19 protein-coding genes and 4 CRISPR repeat arrays (1 of these 23 running past the window's edge) are annotated in these 24,909 nt (G+C 43.9%); all 19 genes read left to right on the top strand.

The features are described from left to right. Positions 1 to 255: a CRISPR direct-repeat array (repeat unit 32 nt; unit sequence GTCGCACTCTGTATGAGTGCGTGGATTGAAAT) (it extends 1,423 nt beyond the left edge of the window). A gap of 185 nt (positions 256 to 440) precedes the next feature. Then, positions 441 to 1,088 (top strand): hypothetical protein, encoded by a 648-nt coding sequence (locus AC50YO_RS14675; RefSeq protein ID WP_494848052.1) that lies wholly within the window; start codon positions 441 to 443, stop codon positions 1,086 to 1,088. 76 nt (positions 1,089 to 1,164) lie between these two features. Next, positions 1,165 to 1,842 carry a Crp/Fnr family transcriptional regulator gene (locus AC50YO_RS14670; protein ID WP_494848048.1) on the top strand — a complete coding sequence of 226 codons (678 nt, stop codon included), beginning with the start codon at positions 1,165 to 1,167 and terminating at the stop codon, positions 1,840 to 1,842. Between the two features lie 89 nt (positions 1,843 to 1,931). Further along, positions 1,932 to 2,744 carry a DNA alkylation repair protein gene (locus AC50YO_RS14665; RefSeq protein ID WP_494848129.1) on the top strand — a complete coding sequence of 271 codons (813 nt, stop codon included), beginning with the start codon at positions 1,932 to 1,934 and terminating at the stop codon, positions 2,742 to 2,744. Positions 2,745 to 2,926: 182 nt separating this feature from the next. Then, entirely contained in the window at positions 2,927 to 4,276 is a 1,350-nt protein-coding gene (locus tag AC50YO_RS14660; protein ID WP_494848046.1) for an MATE family efflux transporter, read from the top strand. A gap of 226 nt (positions 4,277 to 4,502) precedes the next feature. Then, positions 4,503 to 5,402: direct repeats of the CRISPR family, unit length 32 nt; unit sequence GTCGCACTCTATGTGAGTGCGTGGATTGAAAT. 573 nt (positions 5,403 to 5,975) lie between these two features. Beyond that, positions 5,976 to 6,332, top strand: a complete 357-nt coding sequence (locus AC50YO_RS14655) for a hypothetical protein (protein ID WP_494848045.1) — start codon at positions 5,976 to 5,978, stop codon at positions 6,330 to 6,332. A gap of 284 nt (positions 6,333 to 6,616) precedes the next feature. Further along, a complete protein-coding gene (gene cmr1 / locus AC50YO_RS14650; protein ID WP_494848042.1) occupies positions 6,617 to 8,143 on the top strand; it encodes a type III-B CRISPR module RAMP protein Cmr1 in 1,527 nt (508 codons plus the stop codon). After that, entirely contained in the window at positions 8,071 to 10,029 is a 1,959-nt protein-coding gene (gene cas10 / locus AC50YO_RS14645; RefSeq protein WP_494848040.1) for a type III-B CRISPR-associated protein Cas10/Cmr2, read from the top strand. Before cmr1 ends, cas10 begins: the two co-directional genes overlap by 73 nt. After that, positions 10,013 to 11,296: a type III-B CRISPR module-associated protein Cmr3 gene (gene cmr3 / locus AC50YO_RS14640; RefSeq protein ID WP_494848127.1), complete on the top strand. Its 1,284-nt coding sequence runs from the start codon at positions 10,013 to 10,015 to the stop codon at positions 11,294 to 11,296. Before cas10 ends, cmr3 begins: the two co-directional genes overlap by 17 nt. After that, a complete protein-coding gene (cmr4, locus tag AC50YO_RS14635; RefSeq protein ID WP_494848038.1) occupies positions 11,289 to 12,290 on the top strand; it encodes a type III-B CRISPR module RAMP protein Cmr4 in 1,002 nt (333 codons plus the stop codon). Before cmr3 ends, cmr4 begins: the two co-directional genes overlap by 8 nt. After that, positions 12,287 to 12,700, top strand: coding sequence for a type III-B CRISPR module-associated protein Cmr5 (cmr5, locus tag AC50YO_RS14630; RefSeq protein WP_494848037.1), 414 nt, complete (start codon positions 12,287 to 12,289; stop codon positions 12,698 to 12,700). The genes cmr4 and cmr5 overlap by 4 nt, the downstream gene beginning before the upstream one ends. A 14-nt stretch (positions 12,701 to 12,714) precedes the next feature. Then, complete coding sequence (gene cmr6 / locus AC50YO_RS14625; protein WP_494848035.1) at positions 12,715 to 13,530, top strand: type III-B CRISPR module RAMP protein Cmr6; 816 nt, start codon at positions 12,715 to 12,717, stop codon at positions 13,528 to 13,530. Next, the gene (locus AC50YO_RS14620) at positions 13,527 to 14,504 is read left to right on the top strand and encodes a DUF6602 domain-containing protein (protein ID WP_494848033.1); all 978 of its coding nucleotides are present in this window, start codon (positions 13,527 to 13,529) and stop codon (positions 14,502 to 14,504) included. Before cmr6 ends, AC50YO_RS14620 begins: the two co-directional genes overlap by 4 nt. A gap of 168 nt (positions 14,505 to 14,672) precedes the next feature. Beyond that, positions 14,673 to 16,090: direct repeats of the CRISPR family, unit length 32 nt; unit sequence GTCGCACCCTGTATGGGTGCGTGGATTGAAAT. Between the two features lie 265 nt (positions 16,091 to 16,355). Beyond that, a complete protein-coding gene (gene cas3, locus AC50YO_RS14615; RefSeq protein WP_494848031.1) occupies positions 16,356 to 18,794 on the top strand; it encodes a CRISPR-associated helicase Cas3' in 2,439 nt (812 codons plus the stop codon). Positions 18,795 to 18,835: 41 nt separating this feature from the next. Beyond that, on the top strand, positions 18,836 to 19,552 hold the full coding sequence (gene cas5c, locus AC50YO_RS14610; RefSeq protein WP_494848029.1) for a type I-C CRISPR-associated protein Cas5c: 717 nt from the start codon (positions 18,836 to 18,838) through the stop codon (positions 19,550 to 19,552). Next, positions 19,552 to 21,444 (top strand): type I-C CRISPR-associated protein Cas8c/Csd1, encoded by a 1,893-nt coding sequence (gene cas8c / locus AC50YO_RS14605; protein WP_494848027.1) that lies wholly within the window; start codon positions 19,552 to 19,554, stop codon positions 21,442 to 21,444. The genes cas5c and cas8c overlap by 1 nt, the downstream gene beginning before the upstream one ends. Before the next feature lie 14 nt (positions 21,445 to 21,458). Continuing rightward, positions 21,459 to 22,322 (top strand): type I-C CRISPR-associated protein Cas7/Csd2, encoded by an 864-nt coding sequence (cas7c, locus tag AC50YO_RS14600; protein WP_494848025.1) that lies wholly within the window; start codon positions 21,459 to 21,461, stop codon positions 22,320 to 22,322. Next, positions 22,312 to 22,971 carry a CRISPR-associated protein Cas4 gene (gene cas4 / locus AC50YO_RS14595; protein ID WP_494848023.1) on the top strand — a complete coding sequence of 220 codons (660 nt, stop codon included), beginning with the start codon at positions 22,312 to 22,314 and terminating at the stop codon, positions 22,969 to 22,971. The genes cas7c and cas4 overlap by 11 nt, the downstream gene beginning before the upstream one ends. Next, on the top strand, positions 22,968 to 23,999 hold the full coding sequence (cas1c, locus tag AC50YO_RS14590) for a type I-C CRISPR-associated endonuclease Cas1c (protein ID WP_494848021.1): 1,032 nt from the start codon (positions 22,968 to 22,970) through the stop codon (positions 23,997 to 23,999). The genes cas4 and cas1c overlap by 4 nt, the downstream gene beginning before the upstream one ends. Positions 24,000 to 24,009: 10 nt before the next feature. Beyond that, positions 24,010 to 24,300, top strand: coding sequence for a CRISPR-associated endonuclease Cas2 (cas2, locus tag AC50YO_RS14585; protein WP_494848019.1), 291 nt, complete (start codon positions 24,010 to 24,012; stop codon positions 24,298 to 24,300). A gap of 168 nt (positions 24,301 to 24,468) precedes the next feature. Further along, a CRISPR array of direct repeats spans positions 24,469 to 24,831; the repeat unit is 32 nt; unit sequence GTCGCACCCTACGTGGGTGCGTGGATTGAAAT. Positions 24,832 to 24,909 lie beyond the last annotated feature (78 nt).

Below are 24,909 nucleotides of genomic sequence, written 5' to 3'. Positions count from 1 at the left end.
TGAATTGGCTGAGCTGGCTCCCAACGGTCGCACTCTGTATGAGTGCGTGGATTGAAATTTTGATTGTTAAGGGTGATAGTATGACTGGTTCTCGTCGCACTCTGTATGAGTGCGTGGATTGAAATCCCTCTATGTTGTAATACCCAAGCTCCATCGGAGTCGCACTCTGTATGAGTGCCTGGATTGAAATTCGCTGCGAGGGCTTTGAGCTCTCCATAAGTAGGTCGCACTCTGTACGAGTGCGTGGATTGAAATAAGGATACGGTGCAGATGGATCTCCAAGCGCATCAGTCGCACTCTATATATGTGTGAGCTAACTAGCTACACCAGTGATTAGAACCATTTCCCCCTCGATGCAAGAAACACACCTTTAATAATCTATTAGGTAAAATCGGCACTATATAGTAGACTGAAATTACATAATATTAGGAGGTTTTATAGTGCGCATCAAATTAGTTCTCATAGGTTCTGTTATTTTCTTATTGGTTATCACATCCGCTTGTGGGTCAAATGAGCCAGCAAGCAATAAAGAAACCAACACACCAGCAAATACCGAAGTAACTTCCGAGCCTAATGAAGAGGCATCCAATACGGCAAAGCCGATTGAAGTCGAAAAGAATCTTTTGAGCGTAGAGATTACATTGCCTGCATCTATGTTCGAGGGGCAGGATATTGAACAGGTCATTGCGTCGGCGAAAGAAGAGGGAGTAAGCGACGTTACAAAGAACGCAGATGGGTCTGTTACTTATAAAATGCCGAAAGCAGTCCATAAAAAAATGATGGACAAAATGGAAGATACAGTTGTTAATTATATCAATGAATTGAAAACCTCAGGAGATTACAAATCAATCAAAGATGTATCCAGCAATGATACCTATTCGGAATTTACACTAAGTGTGGATAAGGCAGCCTACGAGGGCAGTTTTGATGGCTTCGTGAGCTTAGGCCTTGGACTTCAAGGGATGTTCTATCAATCCTTCAGCGGTGTAAAAGCAGATAAAATAAACGTTAAGATTCATGTTGAAGATGAGAGCACAGGCGAAGTATTCAAAACAATCTCTTATCCAGATGATTTAGAAAATAAATAAATCGCAAGAAAGCCTCTGGCCCATTCAGGTCATTGGCTTTCTTCATTCTCAACAGCTTTAGGCAAGAGGAGGACAAATGGATAACGTACAGTATTTATCACAATTTAATCTGCTTCACTCCTTATCCATGGAAGATCTGATCGAGATGGATGAACTAACTTCAATAACTACACTTCCGAAAAGCACATTTATCCAGACACCAGCCACTTTTGCCGAAGGGCTTTATTTTGTGAAAAGAGGGAAGGTTCGTCTATACAAGCTGAATGCGGAGGGGAAGCAGTTTACTTCCGATATTCTTAATGAAGGAAATGTATTCGGCGAAATGGATATCCTATCTTTTGGCACAAGAGAGCATTATATTGAAACCATCGAAGAAAGCGATATTTGCTTGATGGATAGGTTGAGGTTTGAGGATTTTGTGGTGAAACGCCCTCGCTTTATGATGAGCTTATTAAAAGTATTGAGTGATCGAATCAATGGCATAAGCCAATTAACGCATAATCTCGCGGTGGGAAGTCTTCATGATAAAATTTTGCATGTGCTGATGAAGCTGTATGATCAGTATGGACTTGCGGGTAAAGATAGGTATCACAAAATTAATCTTCCTCTTTCCCATCAGGAGATTGCCAATTTAGTTGGAGCAACGAGAGAAGGGGTTACGGTCGCCCTGCAAGAGCTTGTCAAAGAAGAGGTCATAAAGACAGGTTTCAAAACGATTTGGATCAATCGAGAAAAGCTTCTTACAAAGCTGTAAGCCACCTTACATCCTCCTTCGAACAAACGAAGTATAGTAGAAGTAGTTTGCTCAAAAGAGGGGAAGAGATATTTATGGATAATGGAACGATGCTACAGCGAAAAGGGGCTCGAAAGGTAAGTGAGATTCCGAATGAAGTGGTTGAAATGCTGGAGAAGGGGAAGCTGCAAACCGTTAATCTGACGGAATGGCTGGCTGTCGATCATCTGGTTCTTGTGCAAGCAATCCTTGTGGAGCTTGACTTGAAGGAAGAGTGCGATCCAATAATTCAAAGGCTGAATGAGCTGGATGAAAAAAGGATTATGAGAATCATACCTGCTATCACTAAAGAGTGGCTTCAGCTAATGGATCGAAGATCGGAAGAGGATGGCAGCCGAATCTACAATGAATTGGCGACTCATCTATCGGATAGTGTGCGCTGCTGGGCTGCTTATGTGATTGGGGTAGATGAACGATTGGATTTGGAGCAAAGATTGATGGCCATTCGCCGTTTTGCGGCAGATTCCCATTTTGGCGTTCGGGAGATAGCGTGGATGGCTCTACGGGAATCGATCTCTAAGGAAGTAGTGAAGTCGCTTGATTGCTTGAAGGATTGGGTAGTGGATAAAGATGAGAATATTAGAAGATTTGCCATTGAATCGACACGTCCGCAAGGCGTATGGGCGAAGCATATTCCGCAGTTGAAGGAGAATCCTGCTATGGCAGCTTCACTTCTAGAAGCGGTGAAATCTGATCCGGCGAAATATGTTCAGGACTCCGTAGGCAATTGGCTGAATGATGCTAGCAAAACTAATTTGGAGTGGGTACTGGAAATTTGTGATCGGTGGTTGGATATTTCAGATACGAAGGAAACGAAACGAATTGTAGCGAGAGCCAAAAGAAGCTTACTTAAAAAGCAATAGGATGGTAAGCTAGGGTAGACGTATAACAAATTGTACTCGGAAACGGTACTTTTATCGTAATAGAGCTATTGTAAGTTGGAATAGTAGACGATCAGCTAAGACTCTTGACACAATACAACCAAAGAAGTGATGACGCGGTGCATAGAATAAGACAGAGTGTACAACAACGAACCGTTTTATTATTGAATAAGTATTTTACAGGAAGCTCAATTGATTACAAGCAAATTATTGCGATTATTATTCCGATATTTGTAGATCAGGCGTTTATCGTACTGATGAGTTTGCTCAATACGGCGATGATCAGCTCCTCTGGGGTTGCCGCCGTCAGTGCGGTCAGTATGGTCGATTCATTGAATATGTTCTTGATTAACGTATTCGTGGCTGTAGCTACAGGCGGAACCGTTATTGTGGCGCAGTATAAAGGCAGCGGGAATCAGGAGATGGTATCCAGAGCCGCTACGCAAGCAATCTCTGTAGTTGCTTTGTTGTCTATATTGATCAGTGCGCTAGTCATTATATTCCATACCTCTACCCTAAATGTGCTGTTTGGTAATGCTGAGGCTGAGGTATTCAACAATGCGAAGATTTTTCTAATCGGCAGCTGTATTTCCTATCCCTTTATTGCCATCTTCCAAGCGGTCAGCGGAGTGCTTAGAGGGGTTGCGGAGACAAAGGCTTGCTTGGGCTTATCTTTGATCATGAATTTAACTTACTTAGCTTTAAATATCGTCTTAATTACGGTGTTTGATATGGGAATTATCGGGCTAGTCATCTCTATGATTCTAGCAAGAATATTGGGTATGGCAGCATCGCTAACCTATTTGCTGAAATATAACCAGACGCTGCGCTTTAAGATTAAGAATGCGCTGCACTTTGATTTTTCTATTTTCAAAAAAATTATGTTCATCGGGCTTCCGTTCGCTGCGGAGCAGATGTTCTTCAATGGCGGAAAGCTATTGACGCAGACGTTCATTGTGCAACTAGGGACGCTGGCGATGACCGTGAATGCGATTGGCGGCTCTATTGCGATGCTGTTCCAGATTGGCGGTAATGCGCTCAGCATTTCGATTGTAACGATTGTCGGGCAATGTATTGGACGAAAAAATATTCCGGATGCCCGGAAGTTCATTAAGTCATTCATCGGGCTTTCGACGGTATTCTTTATAGTCGCGGCCGTTATTATATTGCCGTTGTTTCCGTTCATTGTGAGTTTATTCTCGCCGCCGGAAGAGATCGTTCCTACCATATTTGGCCTTCTGCTAGTGATAGCGATCGCGCAGCCTTTCTTATGGTCATACAGCTTTATTATGCCCGCCGCCTTGCGAGCGGCTGGAGATTCGAGCTTCACGTCTATCGCCTCTTTGCTGTCGATGTGGCTGTTCCGCATCTTGCTCGGTTATGTTCTGGGAATCACTCTGCAATTCGGCATTATGGGCGTATGGCTGGCAATGGTAGCCGAATGGGGCATTCGCGGATTTATTTTCGCATGGCGCTTCAAAGGCGAGAAATGGTACAAGCATAAGTTGATTTAGAGTGGGACTGGTGAAAATTGCGGGATGGATGGAAGGATTTATAGGGCGAGATTTATGGTGCGAATGGGAAGCACACATGAAATCCCCGGGGGATTCGCACCGAATTTGGGCGCCTATTCGGCAGGTTTTTTTAGTGAGATGCATAGTTTTGGTCTCGAATTAAAGAAATAAGCGTTTTATTGATTGGATTTAACTCATTTTCAAGCCTTTTTGGCTGAAAATCGCTGTCGCACTCTATGTGAGTGCGTGGATTGAAATTTCATTCGGTAGTCCAATAGTTAGCTTGGTAAGCCCTCGTCGCACTCTATGTGAGTGCGTGGATTGAAATACTAGGGACTGAAAGATCAGGATATGCTGCAAATAGTCGCACTCTATGTGAGTGCGTGGATTGAAATTACCGTCACCTCTTCATCGTTGTCGAATCTATCGACGTCGCACTCTATGTGAGTGCGTGGATTGAAATATAAAACAGAACGGCCTTCGGTCGCATATCCCGCGTCGCACTCTATGTGAGTGCGTGGATTGAAATCTTTCTTTTGAATTTGTTATATGAACCCTCCAACGTCGCACTCTATGTGAGTGCGTGGATTGAAATATCCATATCCATTTCCTGTGCTAAATGATTTGCTGTCGCACTCTATGTGAGTGCGTGGATTGAAATTTTATCTTCCTTTCGTACTCATAAGATTTTATATGTCGCACTCTATGTGAGTGCGTGGATTGAAATTTTCCAGAGCATTATTGCTTCGATCACGACTGACGTCGCACTCTATGTGAGTGCGTGGATTGAAATTGCAAAAATCCAACGCTTTGTTTGATTTTCAAAAGTCGCACTCTATGTGAGTGCGTGGATTGAAATGATCAAAACGGACGGCATTTTTGCTTCACGCAATACGTCGCACTCTATGTGAGTGCGTGGATTGAAATTGTCATTTGGCGCTGACATTCGGTTCGTAGCCGCGTCGCACTCTATGTGAGTGCGTGGATTGAAATCATAATCAATGCTATCCGTCCGGAACTCGTAGTTTGTCGCACTCTATGCGAGTGCGTGGATTGAAATATCCAAGTCTTAGTACGCTCAATAGTACGATCAGGTCGCACTCTATGTGAGTGCGTGGATTGAAATGAGCGATCCATTAAGAACATAGTTCTCTAGCAAGTCGCACTCTATGTGAGTCGTGGATTGAAATTGTACATCTTCCAATGACCGCCTAATAATATAGAGTCGCACTCTTGTGAGTGCGTGAATTGAAAATGATGATAACGAACAGAGCGTCCTGTCCCGGTCGAGTCGCACTGCATTTGCTTCTGCTCTCGTACCATCATCATGGTAGAAGTGCAAGCGGCTTCGTAGGAAAAGCAGCGCGTATCTGCTCGGCTCCAAGCCTGATTAAAGAACATCTCTGTTTTCTTCCGTGCAAAAATTAAAGCTATCCCATTTCCCACCATTCCCCAGAACAGCTAGCTTTTCCAGCCACTTCACTGCCTTCAGAGAATAGATTCAACCATACACGGCTATGCCATTTACAAAGGAACCCGTACCCATATTCACGTAGCTATAAATGTGTGTTACTGTGTCTAAGGAATTCGACCCTTCGGTGAACAAAGGACAAGGTCAAAGGGTTCAAGCAACTCTAAAATTTCTGGTTAGAGACAGGAATCAATATATCAATTCATAAGCGAGGAAGGGATAGTAACTATGGAAAATGTATCTGATGCTGACAAGTTTGAATCTTTAAAATCATTGCAATCTACAATTAAAAAACTCGAGAACGCCTTGTTGCAGATGACTCAAAGCGGCGCAAATACTACCTTGGTAAAGAAACGACTTCATGCTGTTGACATTGGTTTAGCTGTTTTGGAGAATGTATGGAATCAAAAACCTCATCGCTACACACATGAAGATATAGTAGGAGCTCGTAATGTTCTTGTGGGTCTAACCCCCTCCGTTGAGAGCAGTTATATTAAGTCGAAGCTTGGAAGTCCACAAAGAACGCTTTTAGAAAGAAGGATTAAGGCTTTGGTGCTAGTTGTTCAAGCAATTGACGAACTATAGTCCAAATAACATGGAATCGAAGCGATAGAAAATCGTAATCGTGACTTCTACATCCTTTATAGTTGGTGTCTAGCTAGAGAACCCAAGAAGAGGGGCCTGAAATCAGGCTCCTCTTCTTGTTTCCTAATACTCATTTCTTGGTGTTGAATAGCATCTTTTTCTTGAATGAATCTCTTATCTGTCTTTTGATCTATTAAAAAAGGCTTTAGCATAGGTCTAAAGAATGGTATAACTAGTTTGTAGGGAGTATTTGGATATTATGTAGAATGAAGGAGGGTAATGACGTGAGGATTAATGCTCCGAATCTGCAAGATGTGGAGAAGCTGCTGGGAAAAACGGAAACAGAATTTTGCAGACAATACCCAATTACAATAGTGACCGATGCTATTCTTGGAGGCCCCTCTCTGGAACGGCTTGAGGATGGGGAGATCCGTGTTCCTTCTATTCGGGGACATTTACGTTTTTGGTGGCGGGCAACACGCGGGGCAGCGTACAAGAATGCCCGTGAATTAAAGGCGAGAGAACGTCTAATATTCGGCGATACATCATTGCCGAGTCCATGCAAATTGAAAGTAGCAGTCTCATCTGCTCTGTCTGCCACATCTTCTAATAGAAGAGAAGGAAAAGCTCGTCCTGTTTCACGTTATATTGCATTTCCATTTGATGATAAGGTTCTTGCTATGGCTGAAAAACAGCGTGGCCGTTCATTTGTATTGCACATTAATTATTCAGATTCCGTGGAATATCTTTCCGAGAAGAAAGCTCTGCATGTGTGGATGAGTGCAGAAGACGTTAAAATCGAGGTAGAGGCTGCTTTATGGGCATGGATCAATTTCGGTGGAATTGGTGCCCGTACAAGACGGGGGTTTGGCAGTTTGCACAGTGAGTGCTTTTCACCTGAAAAAGAATACAATACTTCTGTTAAACTTCTTGAATGGATTAATACTAAAGTTGAAAAGTATGAGCTGCGTACCCAATGTAGCAGTGAATTTCTCAGGGATTGGCCAATTCTAGCGATATTGGCGGGTCGTAAGGACTGCTTTACGGTTCAGAACGAACCGAAATCTACCACAGATGTATGGAAAGAAACAATATTAGCTTATTCCGAATTCCGGCAAAGAAGAAATACTCGAAAAAGTATCATAGGTGGAAAAGAAATAACAAAGTCTACACGCAGTCATTGGCCTGAGCCGGATGTGATACGAAAAGCTACGAACTGGGCCGATATTAGGCATGGAACGCTTTATTCCATAGACCCCAAAGCTAAGGGAATAATTGCATTTCCGCGGGCGCAATTCGGTCTTCCGATTACATTCAAGTTTAATGAACAAGTGGATGATGCTCAGTTGGAGCGATATCGTAATGATGAGGGGGAGGAACCGCTTAAGACGGAGCTGACTCCTACAGGCAAGGACAGGCTTGCATCGCCATTAATTCTCAAACCGCTGTCGATAGGTACCGATCAAGCTTTTGGAATCTTTATAAGGTTAGTTCAACCGCCGTTAAAGTTTTTGCAGTTGCGCCATGTGAGAGAAGAGAAGCGATTTAGAAATATAAATAGAAAAGGAAAAAAGAAAAATCTTAATGTTGAAATATATAAATTTGAAGAAAAATTAAAGTTACTGAAAATAACCACTGAACATATCTATCCCAAGCAGTACATAAGCGCCCGCTATCCTCTAAGAGACAGTGGTCCTGACGCCATAGCAGGTTTTCTACAAAGCGAGGAGGTGAGGAATTGGACAACGCATTCGGCTCAAGCGAGCATACAACAAAAAATGAACAAACACTGGAATCCCATCAAACGCTGATTGTTATTTCGATTGGGCCTGTGCAGGATTTCATAATGCAGGCGCGCAAGACACGTGATCTATGGTTTGGATCATATTTGCTCTCCGAGCTAAGCCGCGCTGCAGCGGAACGATTTCGAGGGAATGGGGAACTGATTATGCCCTTTCTCTCTGACGATGAGAACACTAATCAGCCAATCGAGCATAACTTTAAGCTTCCAGTGGCTAATAAAATCATAGGATTGACTAGCCGCAAAAATCCAGCTGCTTTCGTGCAAGAGATACGTGAAGCGGTTTTGGATACATGGCAACTATATACACGGAAAGCGCAAGAGCTCTTAGAAGCCAAAGGAAGCATTAATACAGAAATGTGGAAGCGACAGGTAAAAGATTTTGTGGAATTCCACGCTGCTTGGTCCCGTATGACGGATGAAACCTCTTATAGAGAAACTCTGAATAGAGTGAACCAATTGCTCGCTGGACGCAAGACGCTTCGAGATTTTCGACAAAATGAGCCTTCTCATATGTATGGGGACAAGAAGTCATCGTTGAATCCAGGTCGAGAATCGGTCCTGCTGGAGAGCCGTCATCTGGGTTATGCTCATTTCGGCATTAGAGAAAAAGAAGCATTAGATGCGATTTCCCTGGTCAAGAGACTGAGCAATCGAATTGTAGGGGAGCTGCATCCTTCTGGGGCGAAAATTTCTTTTGCTTCCGTTTGCGATCTAGCATTCAGACCTTTCCGCGACCGACTGAAAGAGGATCTGGAACTAGAAAAAAAGGCAGCGGAGCTATACAAATCATTGCTTGAAGCCTGTGCTCCTCACCTGAAACTTCCTTATAAGATCACCCAGGCCACAAGGGCAGAGGAATTCGATTCAAGGCTATTCTACCCGCATCAGATGAAGGATTTTGTTGATGAATACGCCATTCAGACAAACAGAGGACAGAAGAGTGAGGTTCTCAATGAGGAGAAGAAAAAAGAATTAGCGGCCCATTTGCGTCACCTGATTAACGCGTGGTCCAGTAAGCACAAGCTTACACCTTCACCTTATTACGCTTTTCTCCTTTGTGACGGGGACCGAATTGGAGATCAATTAAGACAGGTCGCAGCTCCCGATGTGCATAGGGAATGGACGGAGTGCTTGTCCCATTTTGCGGCTGAATCCCGCGTAATTATTGAGGAGCATGCTGGAGAGTTCATTTATGGCGGCGGGGATGATTGCATGGCGCTGCTCCCTTTGCATTCTTGCGTGAAGGCTGTGGATAGGCTCCGATTACGTTTCACGGAGATTATTCAGGAAGGGCCGGGGAATTACACGAAAGCGTCCGAGCAACCCACCCTGTCAGCGGGACTGGTTATTGCTCATATGCTGGAGCCGCTTGGAGAAGTTCGGCGAATGGCTCAAACGGCGGAACGTCAGGCTAAAATTCATAGAGACCGCTTATTCGTGCATGTGCAGAAGCGTGCTGGAGGGAATCAGCTACAGGTTAGCTTGCCTTGGGAGGAGAATCCGGCACAAAGCCTGAGTGAGTTAGGAAGGCTGTATCAGGAGGGATTAATTTCGGTCCAACTCGCCCATGATTTGAGACAATTACATCGCAGGTACCAGCGGGTTGGATTTCCGTTAATGACGATTACTAGCGGTAAGCTCGGAAGCCAAGAGATGGATTTGCAATATAAAGAGCTGTTGATTAAGGAAGTCCATAGACTGCTCAGGAAAAAGAAGCTTGATGAGTGTCCTATGACGATTGAAAAGGGGTTAACGTTAAGCCATTGGATGGCCTCGGTTATTCGGAGCCACAACGGACGGGCATTGATTCCATTAGACTGCTTAGCAGAGCAGGTCATGTTGGCAATTACACTGAAAAAAACGGAGGTTGGTTCAGATGTTGCTGCGTATTGAACCTGTTGATCCGATTATGACCCGTGATGGTCGTCCCTTCGATGCTTCGCCGGGGTCAATGGCTCATAGCATGCAGGATGTATCTCCCGGCATGTTGGCTGGAACGATTCGAGCTATGTTGTATAAGGATCGGACAAGCTTGTCGAATGAGGATCGAGCCGGCTTAATGAAACAGCTGCTAATAGCTGGTCCATTGCTGGAATGGCAGGGAAATCTGTATTTTCCGATGCCTGCTGATCTAATTATTTACGAGGAAGAGGACATTCTGAAGATTCATAGATTACGTCCAGTCCCATTACGTTCTGACGAAGGGTATTTTGGGGTGACGATTGAGGGCAATCAACGAATGGATTTGTTGCCCCCTGTACTAGATTACTATGGCAAACCATATGCCGGAAGCCCCTCTTTTGTACGCGAGGATTGGCTGTATAAAGAGTTGGTCGGCGGTGTCTCAGATGAAGAGTGGAGCTGCGTGTTAAATGAATGGAAGGAGTGGCGCAATACCCGGAGCCATAAGCTTGAGGCTGCGCCAGCTGATTCTCCTTTCCTGCTCCCTTATGAACGAGAGATGCGAATACACAATGCGACCGATGCTCTAACGGGCAGGACAGAAGAGGGAAAGCTGTTCTCGACGGAAGCGTTAAGATTTAAGCAGGGTGTGTCTCTAATTGCAGATGTGAAAGTCGAAGGAGACGAATCTATTAAGCGTTTGAAGGCGCTTCATAGTATGGGAGGCAAGCGTCGGCTGTCACATTTTGAGACAATCGACTGGCCACAAGACCGACCTTCCCCGTGGAGCTGTCCAGAGCCTATCGCGCGTGCGTTGCAAGTTGCTAAGCCAGGCAGCTTGATACGTATGACGCTTGCAACGCCTGCTTATTTCTTGAAGGGATGGAGACCTCGTTGGGTTGATGCTGATTTACATACAAACGAACATTTATATGAATGCTGGAATATGCCCGTGTTTGCCGGGACAAGACTTCGACTCAAACTGAAGTGGGCTTGTGTCGATCATTGGCTGCCTGTGTCAGGATGGAGCTACAGCCGGACATCAGAGGAAGGCAGAGAGAAGCCAGTTCGGAGGATGGTCCCGGCAGGCAGTGTCTACTTCTTTGAATTAGTTGAGGGAGATGCGGGAGTTCTTGCTGAGCATTGGCTTGCTTCGGTATCGGACACAAGACGGCGCAAAGGTCCTCTGGACCGAGAGGACGGGTTTGGATTAGCTATATGGGGGATTGAAACCAAGGGGGAGATCATCAATGAGTGAGAATGGAAAAATGTATTTCGTCCACTGTCTTTCGCCAGTGCATGTAGGCGCTGGGCAGGGAGTCGGTGATATTGACTTGCCGATAATACGCGAGCGTACGACGGAATGGCCTTATATACCGGGCAGCAGTATGAAAGGTGTACAACGTCGGTACTACAAGCGGAAAGCTGAAAAAGAGGTACCCGACATCACAGGACCATGGGTCGATGCCGTGTTCGGACGGGGTGAGGACAAATTAAGTTCTGACAATACGGAGGAGTCGAATGAAGGCAACGCTGGAGCACTCGTATTTACAGACAGTAGAGTGCTGGCCTTTCCGGTAGCAAGCTTACATGGTGTCTTCGCCTATGTTACCTGTCCATTGGCATTGCGTCGTCTCGCCCGGGACAGCGAAGCGGCTAATATTTCTATGCCCAATCCAGGAATTGCGCAGTTGGAAGAATTACTGAGTAGCAATGCTCAAGACGCCTTCATTTATCCTGGCAGCAAACTTATTCCAACCAAGAGTACGGAGTCAACCCAAACAGCTAATGAACATAATAATGGTGAGGTTTGGCTGGATGAGTTTCAGTTTCAAGCTGTATCGAACCTAAGTACCTTAACGACTTGGATAGAATGGTGTGCCCAGCAGCTTTTTCCCGGCAAGGGAATGGAAATAGATCGTACAAGCTGGTCCAAGCGTTTTGTTGTAGTCTCAGATGAAGCTTTTCATTACTTTGTGACGATGTGCTGCGAGGTTACTCCACGTATTCGAATGAAGCAAGAGACTAAGATAGTGGAGAACGGCGCGCTTTGGTATGAAGAATATATTCCTTCTGAAGCTATTTTGTACGGTCTTGCTTGGTGTGATCATGTATATGCACCAAAAATGAAGCTGACTCCTCGTGCTGTGCTGGATAGCTTGCACAAGGACATAGCGCTTCAGATTGGTGCTAATATTAGTGTCGGCAAAGGTCGGGTGCGTTATTTACTATCTGGGGAGGAGGGGGAATGATGATTTCTGGCGAGCAGCGGTACGCTCAAGCGGCTTATAGCGGTATGACCGAGGGTCTTGTTGTGAATACCGCAGAAGCTGTAATCTTCGGGACGCTATGTCATCAGTTCCCGGCTATGGTTCGATTGAACGGGCTGCGTTTGACTGTTATTTTTTATGAGGCTGGTGCTTCAAAAAAAGGAGAATCCGCAAGAGCACAAGCATACGCTCGCTACTTGCGCTATATGAAGCAAGCGCTGGAAGTAAAGGATACGGAATTAAGTGTGGAATTAAATCATCATTCCTGCGATGGGAACCGCTATCGGCTCTTGTCCCGTCAAGCGCTGACTGCCTCGGTCTGGTTCAAGCGATATGCGGAGGCTATTCTACAAGTGGAGGCAGCTGAGGAGCAGGATGGTGATGCGATGTGAACGCTTATCTGTATATGACGAAATCTATTGGAGAGACAGATGCTTTATCTGGCTTATCCGGTATTATCTCAAAGGGACAGGACGCGCGTGGAACGTTTTATAAAGGATTGATAACGGGTTATACGGAAAGCTGGAAGGACAAAGAATGGAGGGCGTGGTACCTCCGGCGATATGAAGGTCGATTCGGAGCGCCAGAAGGTAGGCAGTCTGGCACATCGGATGGAAAATCAGTAGAGCTGACCGGGATTTTCACAAAAGAATGTGAATCTTCTCTGATAACTGGGCAAGGACAAGCCTCCGTGCTTGAGACGCATCTAACCTTGCATCCCGTATACGGCTTTCCTTATTTGCCCGGAACTATGATTAAAGGCGCGGTTGCTCATTACTGCCACCGTGTATTAGGAGCGCAGGATATAAGATTTCGGGAAGGACAGGATTACTATACGATGCTGTTTGGTTCTACTGAGCAGTCGGCGATCATTCAATATGAGGATGCCTGGCTCGATCCGAAGAGCGTCGAGAAGGCTTTGTGTCTAGATGTGTTGACACCGCATCACAGGAATTATCAGGGGCTGCAGCCTAATGATGCTATGATCCCAGAGGATGTGCTTCCGGATTATGCTCCGCGAGATGATGATTCACCGATTCCTGTTCATTTTTTGGCTGTGAAAGGCCATTTTACATTCAAGCTTATTGCTGATCCAGACGTTCCTGAAGCGGAAGAATGGTTGCCGATTGCGGTGCGAATTGTTAAGACTATGCTGGAAAAGGAAGGGTTGGGTGGCAAAACAAGCAGTGGATATGGTTTTTTCAAGGGGGAGATAGGGTGAGTAGTGATTCTTCGGTTAAGGATAACTCGGCTATTGCTAAAATCAAAAAAAATTATGTTCATTGGGAAAAGTCCATAGTTGAACAGCTTAACATGAGCGCACAGCATCCGATGACTACAGGCGGCTATCGAGAAGATGTCTGGAAATCTATCTTCGATCAGATTGTGCCGCATAAATTTACTGTAGCCCGTTCTGTATTTATTATAGATTCTTTTGGCAATATTTCTGACGAAGTAGATTTGGCAATCTTTGATGAACAGTATACCCCTTATATTTTTAAGAATGGGCAGATGAAATATATACCGATCGAGGCAGTAGCTGTGGTTGTACAATGTAAAAGTACAACTGTGCCAGGTGTACAGGCTTGGGCTGAAAGCATTACGAAATTGAAAACGTCCTTTACTGGAATAAGCCGGATTGCCACGGGTATTGCTTGTAGTGATCTGCCCTATAAAGATGCTGATGGAAGATGGTTGTCCAGTTTACAAAGTCCAACCGATATAGATGAAAAGAAAGAAGGATGTGATAAAAAGGATAGGCCGTTTGGAATATCACAAACTTCTACCCGTCCTATTCGGATATTATGTCACATGGCTGGTAATATTTCTTTGCCATTTAAACAGCCTTTTGATATTGTTATGGCACCCCAGAGTGAGCGCTTGAAAGTAGAAATGATTATGAAGCAGAATGCTGAAACCGATCGAACGGACACGATAGCTTATTGGGTTAAAGAATTGAATCATAACGATAGTTCGATTCCTGTTCCTCAGGCAAAGAGTAATCCAAAGCTAGAAACGATGAGCCTGAACGATTTGAAAGTGTGGGAAAATGAAAGTGGTGGCAATGAGATATCCTTGCTTACTTTGACATTTCAGTTAAATCAATTATTGATGCTGATAAATAATCCACTTTTGTTTCCTCATCAGGCCTATGTGTCTATGTTTAATCGTATTTCACTTAAAAGTAAAGAATGAGGTGCGAACCCTAAGCTCACATGAAATCCCTGGGGTATTCGCACCCCTGGCAGGACAAGCGATTGCGTGATTTTAAACATAAAAATAGAAGTTAAATGCACCATATTTTGATGATTCGCACTTTTGAGCTCCAAAACCCTTGCGGGGCAAGGGTTTTTACTAGGCGCTGTCGCACCCTGTATGGGTGCGTGGATTGAAATCTATACAACTGAGATAGAGTAAAATAAGGCTTGTCGCACCCTGTATGGGTGCGTGGATTGAAATTAAACCCTCCTATGGGCAAGGCGTCCCAGTCTCTAGTCGCACCCTGTATGGGTGCGTGGATTGAAATTCTCAATTTGTCAGACATTCTAAAAACCTCCTCTATGTCGCACCCTGTATGGGTGCGTGGATTGAAATGCTCGTCAATGATGCTAAAAGGCTCCATGCGACCGTCGCACCCTGTATGGGTGCGTGGATTGAAATGACACTTTAGCCAGGCATACAGATATGCTGATTGGTCGCACCCTGTATGGGTGCGTGGATTGAAATCATAAAAGCTGTGATTGATGGCTGTTCATACTCGTCGCACCCTGTATGGGTGCGTGGATTGAAATCATAAAAGCTGTGATTGATGGCTGTTCATACTCGTCGCACCCTGTATGGGTGCGTGGATTGAAATATCACATTAGGATCTGAAAGTGCTTCGCCAACCGTCGCACCCTGTATGGGTGCGTGGATTGAAATTTTGTTCAAATGCATGGCGCAACGCTAAAAACTGGTCGCACCCTGTATGGGTGCGTGGATTGAAATCTTCATGCCTGCAGCATCGCCCTTAAGCTTTGCATCGTCGCACCCTGTATGGGTGCGTGGATTGAAATCCCGCTGACCGCTACCCTGAGACTGCAGCGCACGTCGCACCCTGTATGGGTGCGTGGATTGAAATGTCCTCGATTAAGATGTAATGACCATCAATTTTGTCGCACCCTGTATGGGTGCGTGGATTGAAATGATTGCGGCTAAAGATTTGTAGTCTGCTGCTCATGTCGCACCCTGTATGGGTGCGTGGATTGAAATTCATCCTTAACTTTTTTAGTCCACAACGGTATCTTGTCGCACCCTGTATGGGTGCGTGGATTGAAATATTTATGCTGAACCCAACGCCTTGACTTTGCTGTAGTCGCACCCTGTATGGGTGCGTGGATTGAAATTATCCAAGACCTTTCATATGGCTCGATTTCACGGGGTCGCACCCTGTATGGGTGCGTGGATTGAAATAATAGTCGCAGTGGCCAACATGGCGGGAACCCTGTCGCACCCTGTATGGGTGCGTGGATTGAAATGCAATATCAGGGAGGAGTTTGTTTAATTGTGATGTCGCACCCTGTATGGGTGCGTGGATTGAAATAACTAATAATTCCCGATAAGATTTTCCTGACATGTCGCACCCTGTATGGGTGCGTGGATTGAAATTCTCTAATCGCCCTGCAAATAAACGATGAATAAAGTCGCACCCTGTATGGGTGCGTGGATTGAAATTTTAAAGACCGCAGCCTCTTCGATATTAGCCGTCACGTCGCACCCTGTATGGGTGCGCGGATTGGAAGATCGCGCCTCTTTTCGCTCTGTATTCGTATTTTATCAGAGTATATTTTTATCCCCATTAAATTGTTCAAATTCACCCAATATACCCTGTAGGTCCTTGGAATTATACAAGGACTATTTTTTGTTCCAATTTTTACATATGTTGTGATATATTTAATAGAATGTTAGCTTATCCTGGTGGATAGTGGAAGTGAATCTAATACTTTGTATTTTTTAATAGGCCTACAGTCCTTTGGTATTTAACAACGACAATAGAGGAGGAATGATGTGGATTCCATTGCTCATATCCGTGAGAGTGACGGGAAGATTCAGACTGTCGAAGAGCATTTATTAGAGGTAAGGGATCTGGCTGAGATGTATGGGGATAAGATTGGGGTCAAGCATATAGCGGGGCTTGCAGGTCTGCTTCATGATATGGGCAAATTTAGTCAGGAATTCCATGATTACATAGTAGAAGCAGTAGCAAACCCTGACTCCCCGCCGAAAAGAGGGAGTGTAGATCATTCCAGCGCAGGGGGGAAATTGTTATTTGATCTTTTCCATACGGGGAAAGGCGAACTCTTCAAAGCAATCTTAGCTGAAATTGTAGGCAATGCAATCATCTCTCATCATTCCTATCTGCATGACTTTCTGAATCCGGATTTGGAATCTAAATACTTACAACGCGTCGATAGGAAATTGGATGAATTCGAATGGACAGCACAGCGTTTTTTCGAGCAGGTTATGGATGAACAGGAGTTTCACCATTATGTAGATAAAGCCGCGGTTGAATTGAACAATTATTTAGGCAAAGAGTCTTCGATAACCATAGAGAACAAGCTAATGTTTCTAACGAAATTTATATTCAGCGCTCTAATAGATGCTGATCGTACGAACACAAGATTATTCGAAGAGAATCAGAGATATGAGGCTGTATTAAATCATCAAGAATTGTTCGAAGCGTATTACGCGAGACTCATGACGAAGCTTAATTCCTTTGAAGAGCATCATCATGCGAAATCACCAATCAACGTTCTGCGAAGAGAGATGTCCGAACAATGCGAGCAATTCGCCGAGAAGCCATCTAATATTTATAAATTGTCCATCCCCACTGGAGGGGGCAAAACATTAGCAAGCCTGCGCTATGCTTTAAAGCACGCTATTCGCTATAAGAAGAAGCATATTATTTATGTCGTTCCTTATACAACCATTATTGAGCAGAATGCGGCTCAGGTACGCCAAATATTGCTTGATGATGCGAATATTCTGGAGCATCATTCGAATGTCGTTGAGGATAGGAATGATGACGATGAGAATCAAGATGGTCTAATCAATGTGCAGCAGAAATTAAAGCTAGCCAAGGACAACTGGGATTCGCCCATTATATTCACGACAATGGTGCAATTTCTCAATGTGTTTTATGCAAAAGGCAGCAGAAATATTCGAAGGCTTCACAATTTAACGGAGTCGATTATTATTTTTGATGAAGTACAGAAGGTTCCTATCCCATGCGTATCTTTATTTAATCATGCAGTGAATTTTTTGAAAGCATATGGCCGTTCCAGCATCTTACTATGTACGGCGACACAGCCTGAATTGGATATTGTTGCACATAAGCTACAGCTCGAATCAGAGGCGGAGATCATACATAATCTTGATCATGTAATTGAAGCGTTCCAACGAGTCGAGATGATTGATAAGGCAACGGGTGAAGGGTTTAATAATGACAAGCTGGCAGATTTTATTACGACGAAGCTGGAAAAGGTCCAGAGTGTATTAGTTATATTAAACACCAAATCAGTTGTGAAAGCATTATATCGACAGTTGATGATGGCAGATAGGGATATTCCTATCTATCATCTCAGTACAGCTATGTGCGCAGCACACCGGAATTGTATTTTGGAAGAAATAAGAGAGCATCTCCAGGCAGGCAATAAAATCGTATGCATCAGCACACAGCTAATAGAGGCTGGTGTTGATGTAAGTTTTGAATGTGTCATTCGTTCTTTGGCTGGTTTGGATTCCATTGCTCAGGCAGCAGGACGATGCAATCGACATGGAGAGAGGGAGCTGCAGCAAGTCTACGTTATTGACCACGAAGAAGAAAATCTGAATCATCTGCAAGAAATTAAGGCTGGGAAGCAGATAGCTAGAAGAATTCTTTTGGATCTTAAGCGAGATCAGACGGAGCATGGCGGCAATCTGCTGTCTGTACAAGCGATGAAAAGATATTTCAGTGAGTTATATAAGCAATTCGAATCGAGCTTGAATTATTTTATACCGAAGCTAAAGAAGGAAATGACGGGTTTATTGATAGGCGGGAAGCAAGATGAAGATACATATTATCAGGCGTATTGCAGCAACTTTCAAGATAGGCCACCACTATTTCTGGTCAATAGCTATAGAACAGCAGCGGAGCATTTTCAAGTCATTGAAGATCATACGACCTCTGTTATTGTTCCTTATGGGAACGCAAATGATGAGGGCAAGGACATTATCGCAGAATTGATTAGCGATCAGACGATCAACGACCTTACACAATTACTGCGTAAGGCACAGCAATATACGATTAATTTACGTCGCAATGAATTGCAGCAGCTAGATAAAAATGGCGGATTGGAAAGCTGTCTGGATGGGAAGGTTTTCGTGTTAAAAGAAGCAGCCTATGATGAGGAGTTTGGCGTGAATATCGAGAATGACAGTGAAGTTGGCCTGAGCCTATTTTAAAACCTATCTTCGAAAAAGATTGACATAAAGGAGTTGATGACATGAGAAACGCAGTTGAATTTGAAGTCTACGGAGATTATGCCCTATTCACAGACCCGTTGACCAAGATGGGAGGGGAAAAGCTGACCTATCAGGTTCCTACCTATCAAGCGTTGAAAGGAATAGTAGAATCGATTTATTGGAAGCCAACGCTCTTGATGATTGTCGATGAAGTCCGAGTTATGAATGCGATACGGATGGAATCGAAAGGCATTCGTCCAATGGACTATGGAGGCGGCAATACGCTTGCAAATTATACGTATTTAAAAGATGTGCGCTATCGGGTACGATGTCATTTTAATTTCAACATGAATCGCCCAGACATGGCCTATGATCGCAATGAAAATAAACATCATAATATATTCAAACGATCCCTTCACGCTGGGGGACGAAGAGATATTTTTCTCGGTGCCAGAGAGTGCCAAGGCTATGTGGAGCCCTGCGTGTTCGATGAAGGGGAGGGATTCTATGACGACTATGGAGATATTCATCTAGGAAATATGGTACATGGCATTAATTATCCGGATGAGACCGGCAGGGATCAAATGGAGGTTCGCTTATGGAGTCCAGTGATGAGGAATGGTGTTATTCAGTTTATTAAGCCAGAGGAATGCCAGCAGATTCGCAAGATTACCGATATGAAGCCGAAGCTATTCGATCATACGAATGTCGAATCCGCCGATAGCCTGTTCGCGCAATTAGCAGAGGGGGGGAATTAATGAGCTGGTTATTAAATTTATATGAGACCTATGAAGCTAATCTCGGTCGTGTTGGAGTCATTGAGAAGAAATATAATGATCGTGAGTATACCCTTCTGCCCGTCTCACACACAACACAAAATGCCCATATTGAAGTAACGATCACGGAGAGTGGAGATTTTCATTCCGCGGAAATCATTGATAAAAGTGATGCGAGTACGTTGATACCTTGTACAGAAAAGTCTTCAAGCCGTGCTGGGTCCGTCATAGCTCCATACCCCCTTCATGATAAATTGAGTTATGTGGCGGGAGATTTTGTCGCTTATGGCGGGCAAATAAAAAAAGAAGAGCCCTTCACCTACTATATTGAGCAATTAAAAGAGTGGGCTGATTCTCCGTATGCTACTTCTAAAGTAAAAAGCATTTATACGTATTTAAGCAAGAGACAATTGATTAAAGATCTAGTGGAAGATCATAAGCTGATTGTAGATGCCCGTAACAAGCTACTGAATAAATGGGATAAGAAGCTTGAGTCTGAGTATGGAGAGAAGCCTCAAATATTCTCGGTCATTGCTGGTGAGCAGGAGAGTGTCTTCATCAGGTTCAACGTGTATTCACCTAAAAAAGAATTGCGCCCAATATGGAAGGATCAAGAGATGTATGATTCTTTCATTCAATTTTATAGAGGAATGCTGGGGAGCGAGGATATTTGTTATGTCACGGGGGAGAATCTCCCAAGCACCGACAAGCATGCGAATAAAATAAGAAATGCGGCCGACAAAGCGAAGCTTATATCTGCCAATGACACTAGCGGTTTCACCTTTCGGGGACGTTTCAGCCAAAGTAATGAAGTCGCTAGCATTAGCTACGAGGTGTCCCAAAAAGCACATAATGCCTTAAAGTGGCTTATTAACCGCCAAGGGAAAATGATCGACCAGCGCGTATTTCTCGTATGGGGCAATGATGATCTTGACATCATTATTCCTACAGAGGATACCTTCTCCTTCTATCCTGTATCCCTTACAGAAAAAGAACTGAAATCTTACACGAATCAAGAGTATGCAACTGAAGTATATAAGGCATTGGATGGATATAAGAACAAGCTTTCCTCTTCCGCTCACGTTAATGTAATGGTGCTGGATTCCGCAACAACTGGGCGTCTAGCAGTGCTGTATTACCGGAATATGAATAAAGAGCTATATTTGGACAAGCTTGCAGAGTGGCACTCTACCTGCGCATGGCTTCATCGTTATCGCAAGGACGAGCAGGGTGAATTTGTGCAATTTTTTGGGGCGCCAGCGACGAAGGACATTGCATTTGCCGCATACGGGCCTAGAGCGAATGAAAAGCTGGTCAAAGGGCTGACGGAGCGGATGCTTCCTTGTATTGTAGACGGGAGAAATATCCCCCAAGATATTGTGAATAGCTCTTTTCATCGTGCTTCGAACCCTGTCTCAATGGAAAAGTGGGAGTGGGAAAAAACACTTAGCATTACATGCGCTTTGATTAATAAGCAGGAGGGATATTCCATGGTATTAGATACAACTAATGAAGATCGTGATTATTTATTTGGTCGCTTATTAGCGGTGGCAGATGTTCTGGAAAGACGTGCATTAGGTGACGAGACTCGTTCGAGCAATGCAATTCGCTATATGAATGCATTCTCTAAGCATCCTGCCCGAACATGGCATACAATCCAAGAGTGCCTACAGCCTTACCAAGCGCGAATGGGCACAAAAGCATCTTATTTATCGCGAATTATTGATGAAGTAGCCTCTAGTATTCCTGTTGATAAGTTTAATAATAGGCCATTATCCGGCAAGTATTTGCTGGGCTTTTATAGTCAAAGACATGAGCTATATCAAAAGAAAGAAAAAATAGATGATGCAGTGGAAGCAGAAGCATCTAATTAAAAGGAGAGATAAGAATGACGATATTAGACCATAAAATCGACTTTGCTGTTGTATTATCTGTAACCAATGCTAATCCTAACGGTGACCCGTTGAATGGGAATCGCCCGAGACAAAACTATGATGGCCATGGCGAAATTTCGGACGTAGCGATCAAAAGAAAGATAAGAAACCGTCTGCAGGATATGGGCGAACCTATATTTGTTCAATCTAATGACCGTAAGTCAGATTCCTTCAATAGTTTAAGAGAGCGTGCGGATGCGAATGCGGAGCTTGAGAAGATTCTAAAGGCTAAAGCTGGTTCAAGTGATGATTTTGCTCGAATTGCTTGTCAGGAATGGCTTGATGTTCGCAGCTTCGGTCAAGTATTTGCATTCAAGAGTGCAGGTAAAGAAGCAGGTGTCTCCGTCGGGGTAAGAGGACCAGTGTCTATTCATACTGCTACGAGTGTTGTTCCTGTCGATATTACAAGTATGCAAATTACGAAAAGCGTTAATTCTGAGCCCGGAAAGGAAAGAGGCTCAGATACGATGGGAATGAAGCATCGCGTCGATTATGGTGTGTATGTTCTAAAAGGAAGTATTAATACACAACTATCTGAAAAAACCGGATTTACGAATGTGGATGCTGACAAAATCAAGCAGGCGTTAGTAACATTATTCGAGAATGATGCCTCTGCTGCAAGGCCGGATGGAAGTATGGAGGTACATAAGGTATTCTGGTGGGAGCACAGCTCCAAATTAGGCCAGTATTCATCTGCGAAGGTCCATCGGTCATTAACTGTTAGTGCAAATGTAGAAGAGCCTAGATGCTTCGAGCATTATACGGTGACCCTGAATGAATTAGACCACTTAAAAGTCGAGATTATAGATGGACTATAATGAAGACGACAATTATTTGATGTTGTCTGGTATTCAGCATTTTCAATTTTGCAAACGCCAGTGGGCATTCATTCATATTGAGCAGCAATGGGAAGAAAATGTTCTAACCGTTGAAGGGCAGCACCTTCATCGGAATGCGGATAAGCCATTTCTGAGGGAGAAGCGTGGAGATAAGCTCATTGTTCGGGCCATGCCGATTAAGTCTAATGAGCTTCAAATTACAGGCATCTGCGATGTGGTTGAGTTTATTAAGGATGACAACGGTGTTGAAATCAATGAGGCTGAAGGTAAGTACATGGCTTACCCGGTGGAATACAAACGTGGCAAGCCTAAGGTGAATGATGCTGATGTATTGCAGTTAACAGCACAAGCGATATGTCTGGAAGAAATGCTGCTGTGTAAGATCCATGTAGGCTATCTGTTTTATAACGAGATCAAGCATAGAGTCGAGGTACCGTTAACCGATGACAGCAAGAGAAAAGTAAAAGCGATTGTCACTGAGATGCAAGACTATTATAAGCGTAGTTATACACCTAAAGTTCCAACAGGACCATTTTGCCAGAGCTGCTCTCTTCAACATATTTGTTTGCCTGAAATGATGAATAAACGATCAGTAAAAAGTTATGTAGAAGGGAAAATTAATGAATGAAAAAACTTCTTAATACCTTATACGTAACCCAACCAGATGTCTATTTATCCTTGGATGGCGATAATATTGTGTTGCTGAGAGAACAGGAGAAATTGGGAAGAATGCCGCTCCATAACTTAGAGTCGGTGGTATCCTTTGGATATACAGGAGCAAGTCCAGCGCTAATGGGTTATTGTGCAGAGAGAAATATATCATTAGTATTCTTAACGATGAATGGTAGATTCATTGCTAGAGTAATTGGAAAAAGCAAAGGTAATGTTGTGTTAAGGAAGAAGCAATATAGGGTATCGGATGATACCCTCTTGTCTGCAACCATTGCGCGAAATTTTATAATAGGTAAAATTTACAATAATAAATGGATAATTGAAAGAATGACCAGGGATTATCCGTTGCGTGTAGATGTCGCCCAGTTCAAGCAAATTTCTCAGCAGTTGTCTTCTATTATTCTTGAAGTAAGGCAATGCGAGGATCTGGAAAGATTAAGAGGCTTAGAGGGGCAAGCGGCCCTCTGCTATAACAAGCTGTTCAATCAGATGATCTTACAGCAAAAAGAGGATTTTTATTTTCATTCCCGTTCACGAAGACCACCGCTAGATAATGTGAATGCTTTGCTGTCCTTTACGTACACGTTGCTAGCTAATGATACCGCAGCTGCATTAGAGACAGTCGGACTGGATGCGTATGTTGGGTTCCTGCACCGGGATCGGCCAGGACGGATCTCACTTGCGCTGGACGTGATGGAAGAATTACGGGGGGTCTTTGCAGATAAGTTTGTGTTGTCATTAATTAATAAGAAAGTAGTTAATGGCGGAGATTTTCTGAAAAAGGAAAATGGCGCTGTCATTATGACGGATGAAGTTAGAAAGAAAATTTTAGCGGCATGGCACAATAAAAAGCAAGAAAAGATTACACATCCCTATTTAGGCGAGAAGATAGCATGGGGACTAGTTCCTCATGTACAGGCCTTGTTGCTGGCGCGTTATTTGCGTAATGACTTGGATGAGTATCCTCCGTTCTTATGGAAGTAGGTGCAAAGGTATGCTCGTTGTTATTACATACGACGTAAGAACGACTAGCAGCGGAGGGCAGAGAAGGCTACGTGAGGTTTCGAAAGTCTGCCAAAATTATGGGCAGCGTGTTCAGAACTCGGTGTTTGAATGTGTAGTAGATGCCACTCAATTTGCTGTATTGAGATTAAAGCTTATGGCGATTATTGATGAAGAGCAGGATAGCCTGCGGTTCTATAAGCTGGGCAATAACTATAAAGGCAAGGTTGAACATGTCGGTGTAAAAGAATCTATGGATATGGAAGGGCCTTTAATTTTATAGTGCGAATGTGAAGCGCACATGAATTCCCGGGGACATTCGCACCAAGTTTTGCCCTGTTTTGTTGTTTATTTTAACAATAATGTGTAATCTAACTTTGCTAATCGTTAAATTAAGCGTGTTTTTGATTGGAAAAGCGGGCTTTCAAGCCCGTTTTGACGAAAAACCGCTGTCGCACCCTACGTGGGTGCGTGGATTGAAATAGTTCCTGCCAGCTTCCCCAGCACTTTTGCCCCTGCGTCGCACCCTACGTGGGTGCGTGGATTGAAATCTGTAGGATCAATGTATCGAAGTGGATTATTCTGGTCGCACCCTACGTGGGTGCGTGGATTGAAATTATGACCTCGCGCAACGCAACATCGATCCTATTGTCGCACCCTACGTGGGTGCGTGGATTGAAATTTGTCGCTAATGTTCTAACCATCATGCCAAAATAGTCGCACCCTACGTGGGTGCGTGGATTGAAATATAATCTGCATCCGTGCGAGTGATCATCTCCACGGTCGCACCCTACGTGGGTGCGTGGTTTGAATATAGTGGAGGGAGCAGTTTTCTCGACAGCTTTGCGGAACGAGGTTCCGTTATTCTGCTGTTTATACCAATATTGGGAAT

Source organism: Paenibacillus sp. J22P59 (genome assembly GCF_059383895.1).
The sequence above is the reverse complement of the archived record's forward strand: the minus strand, read 5'-3'. Positions and strand labels throughout refer to the sequence as shown.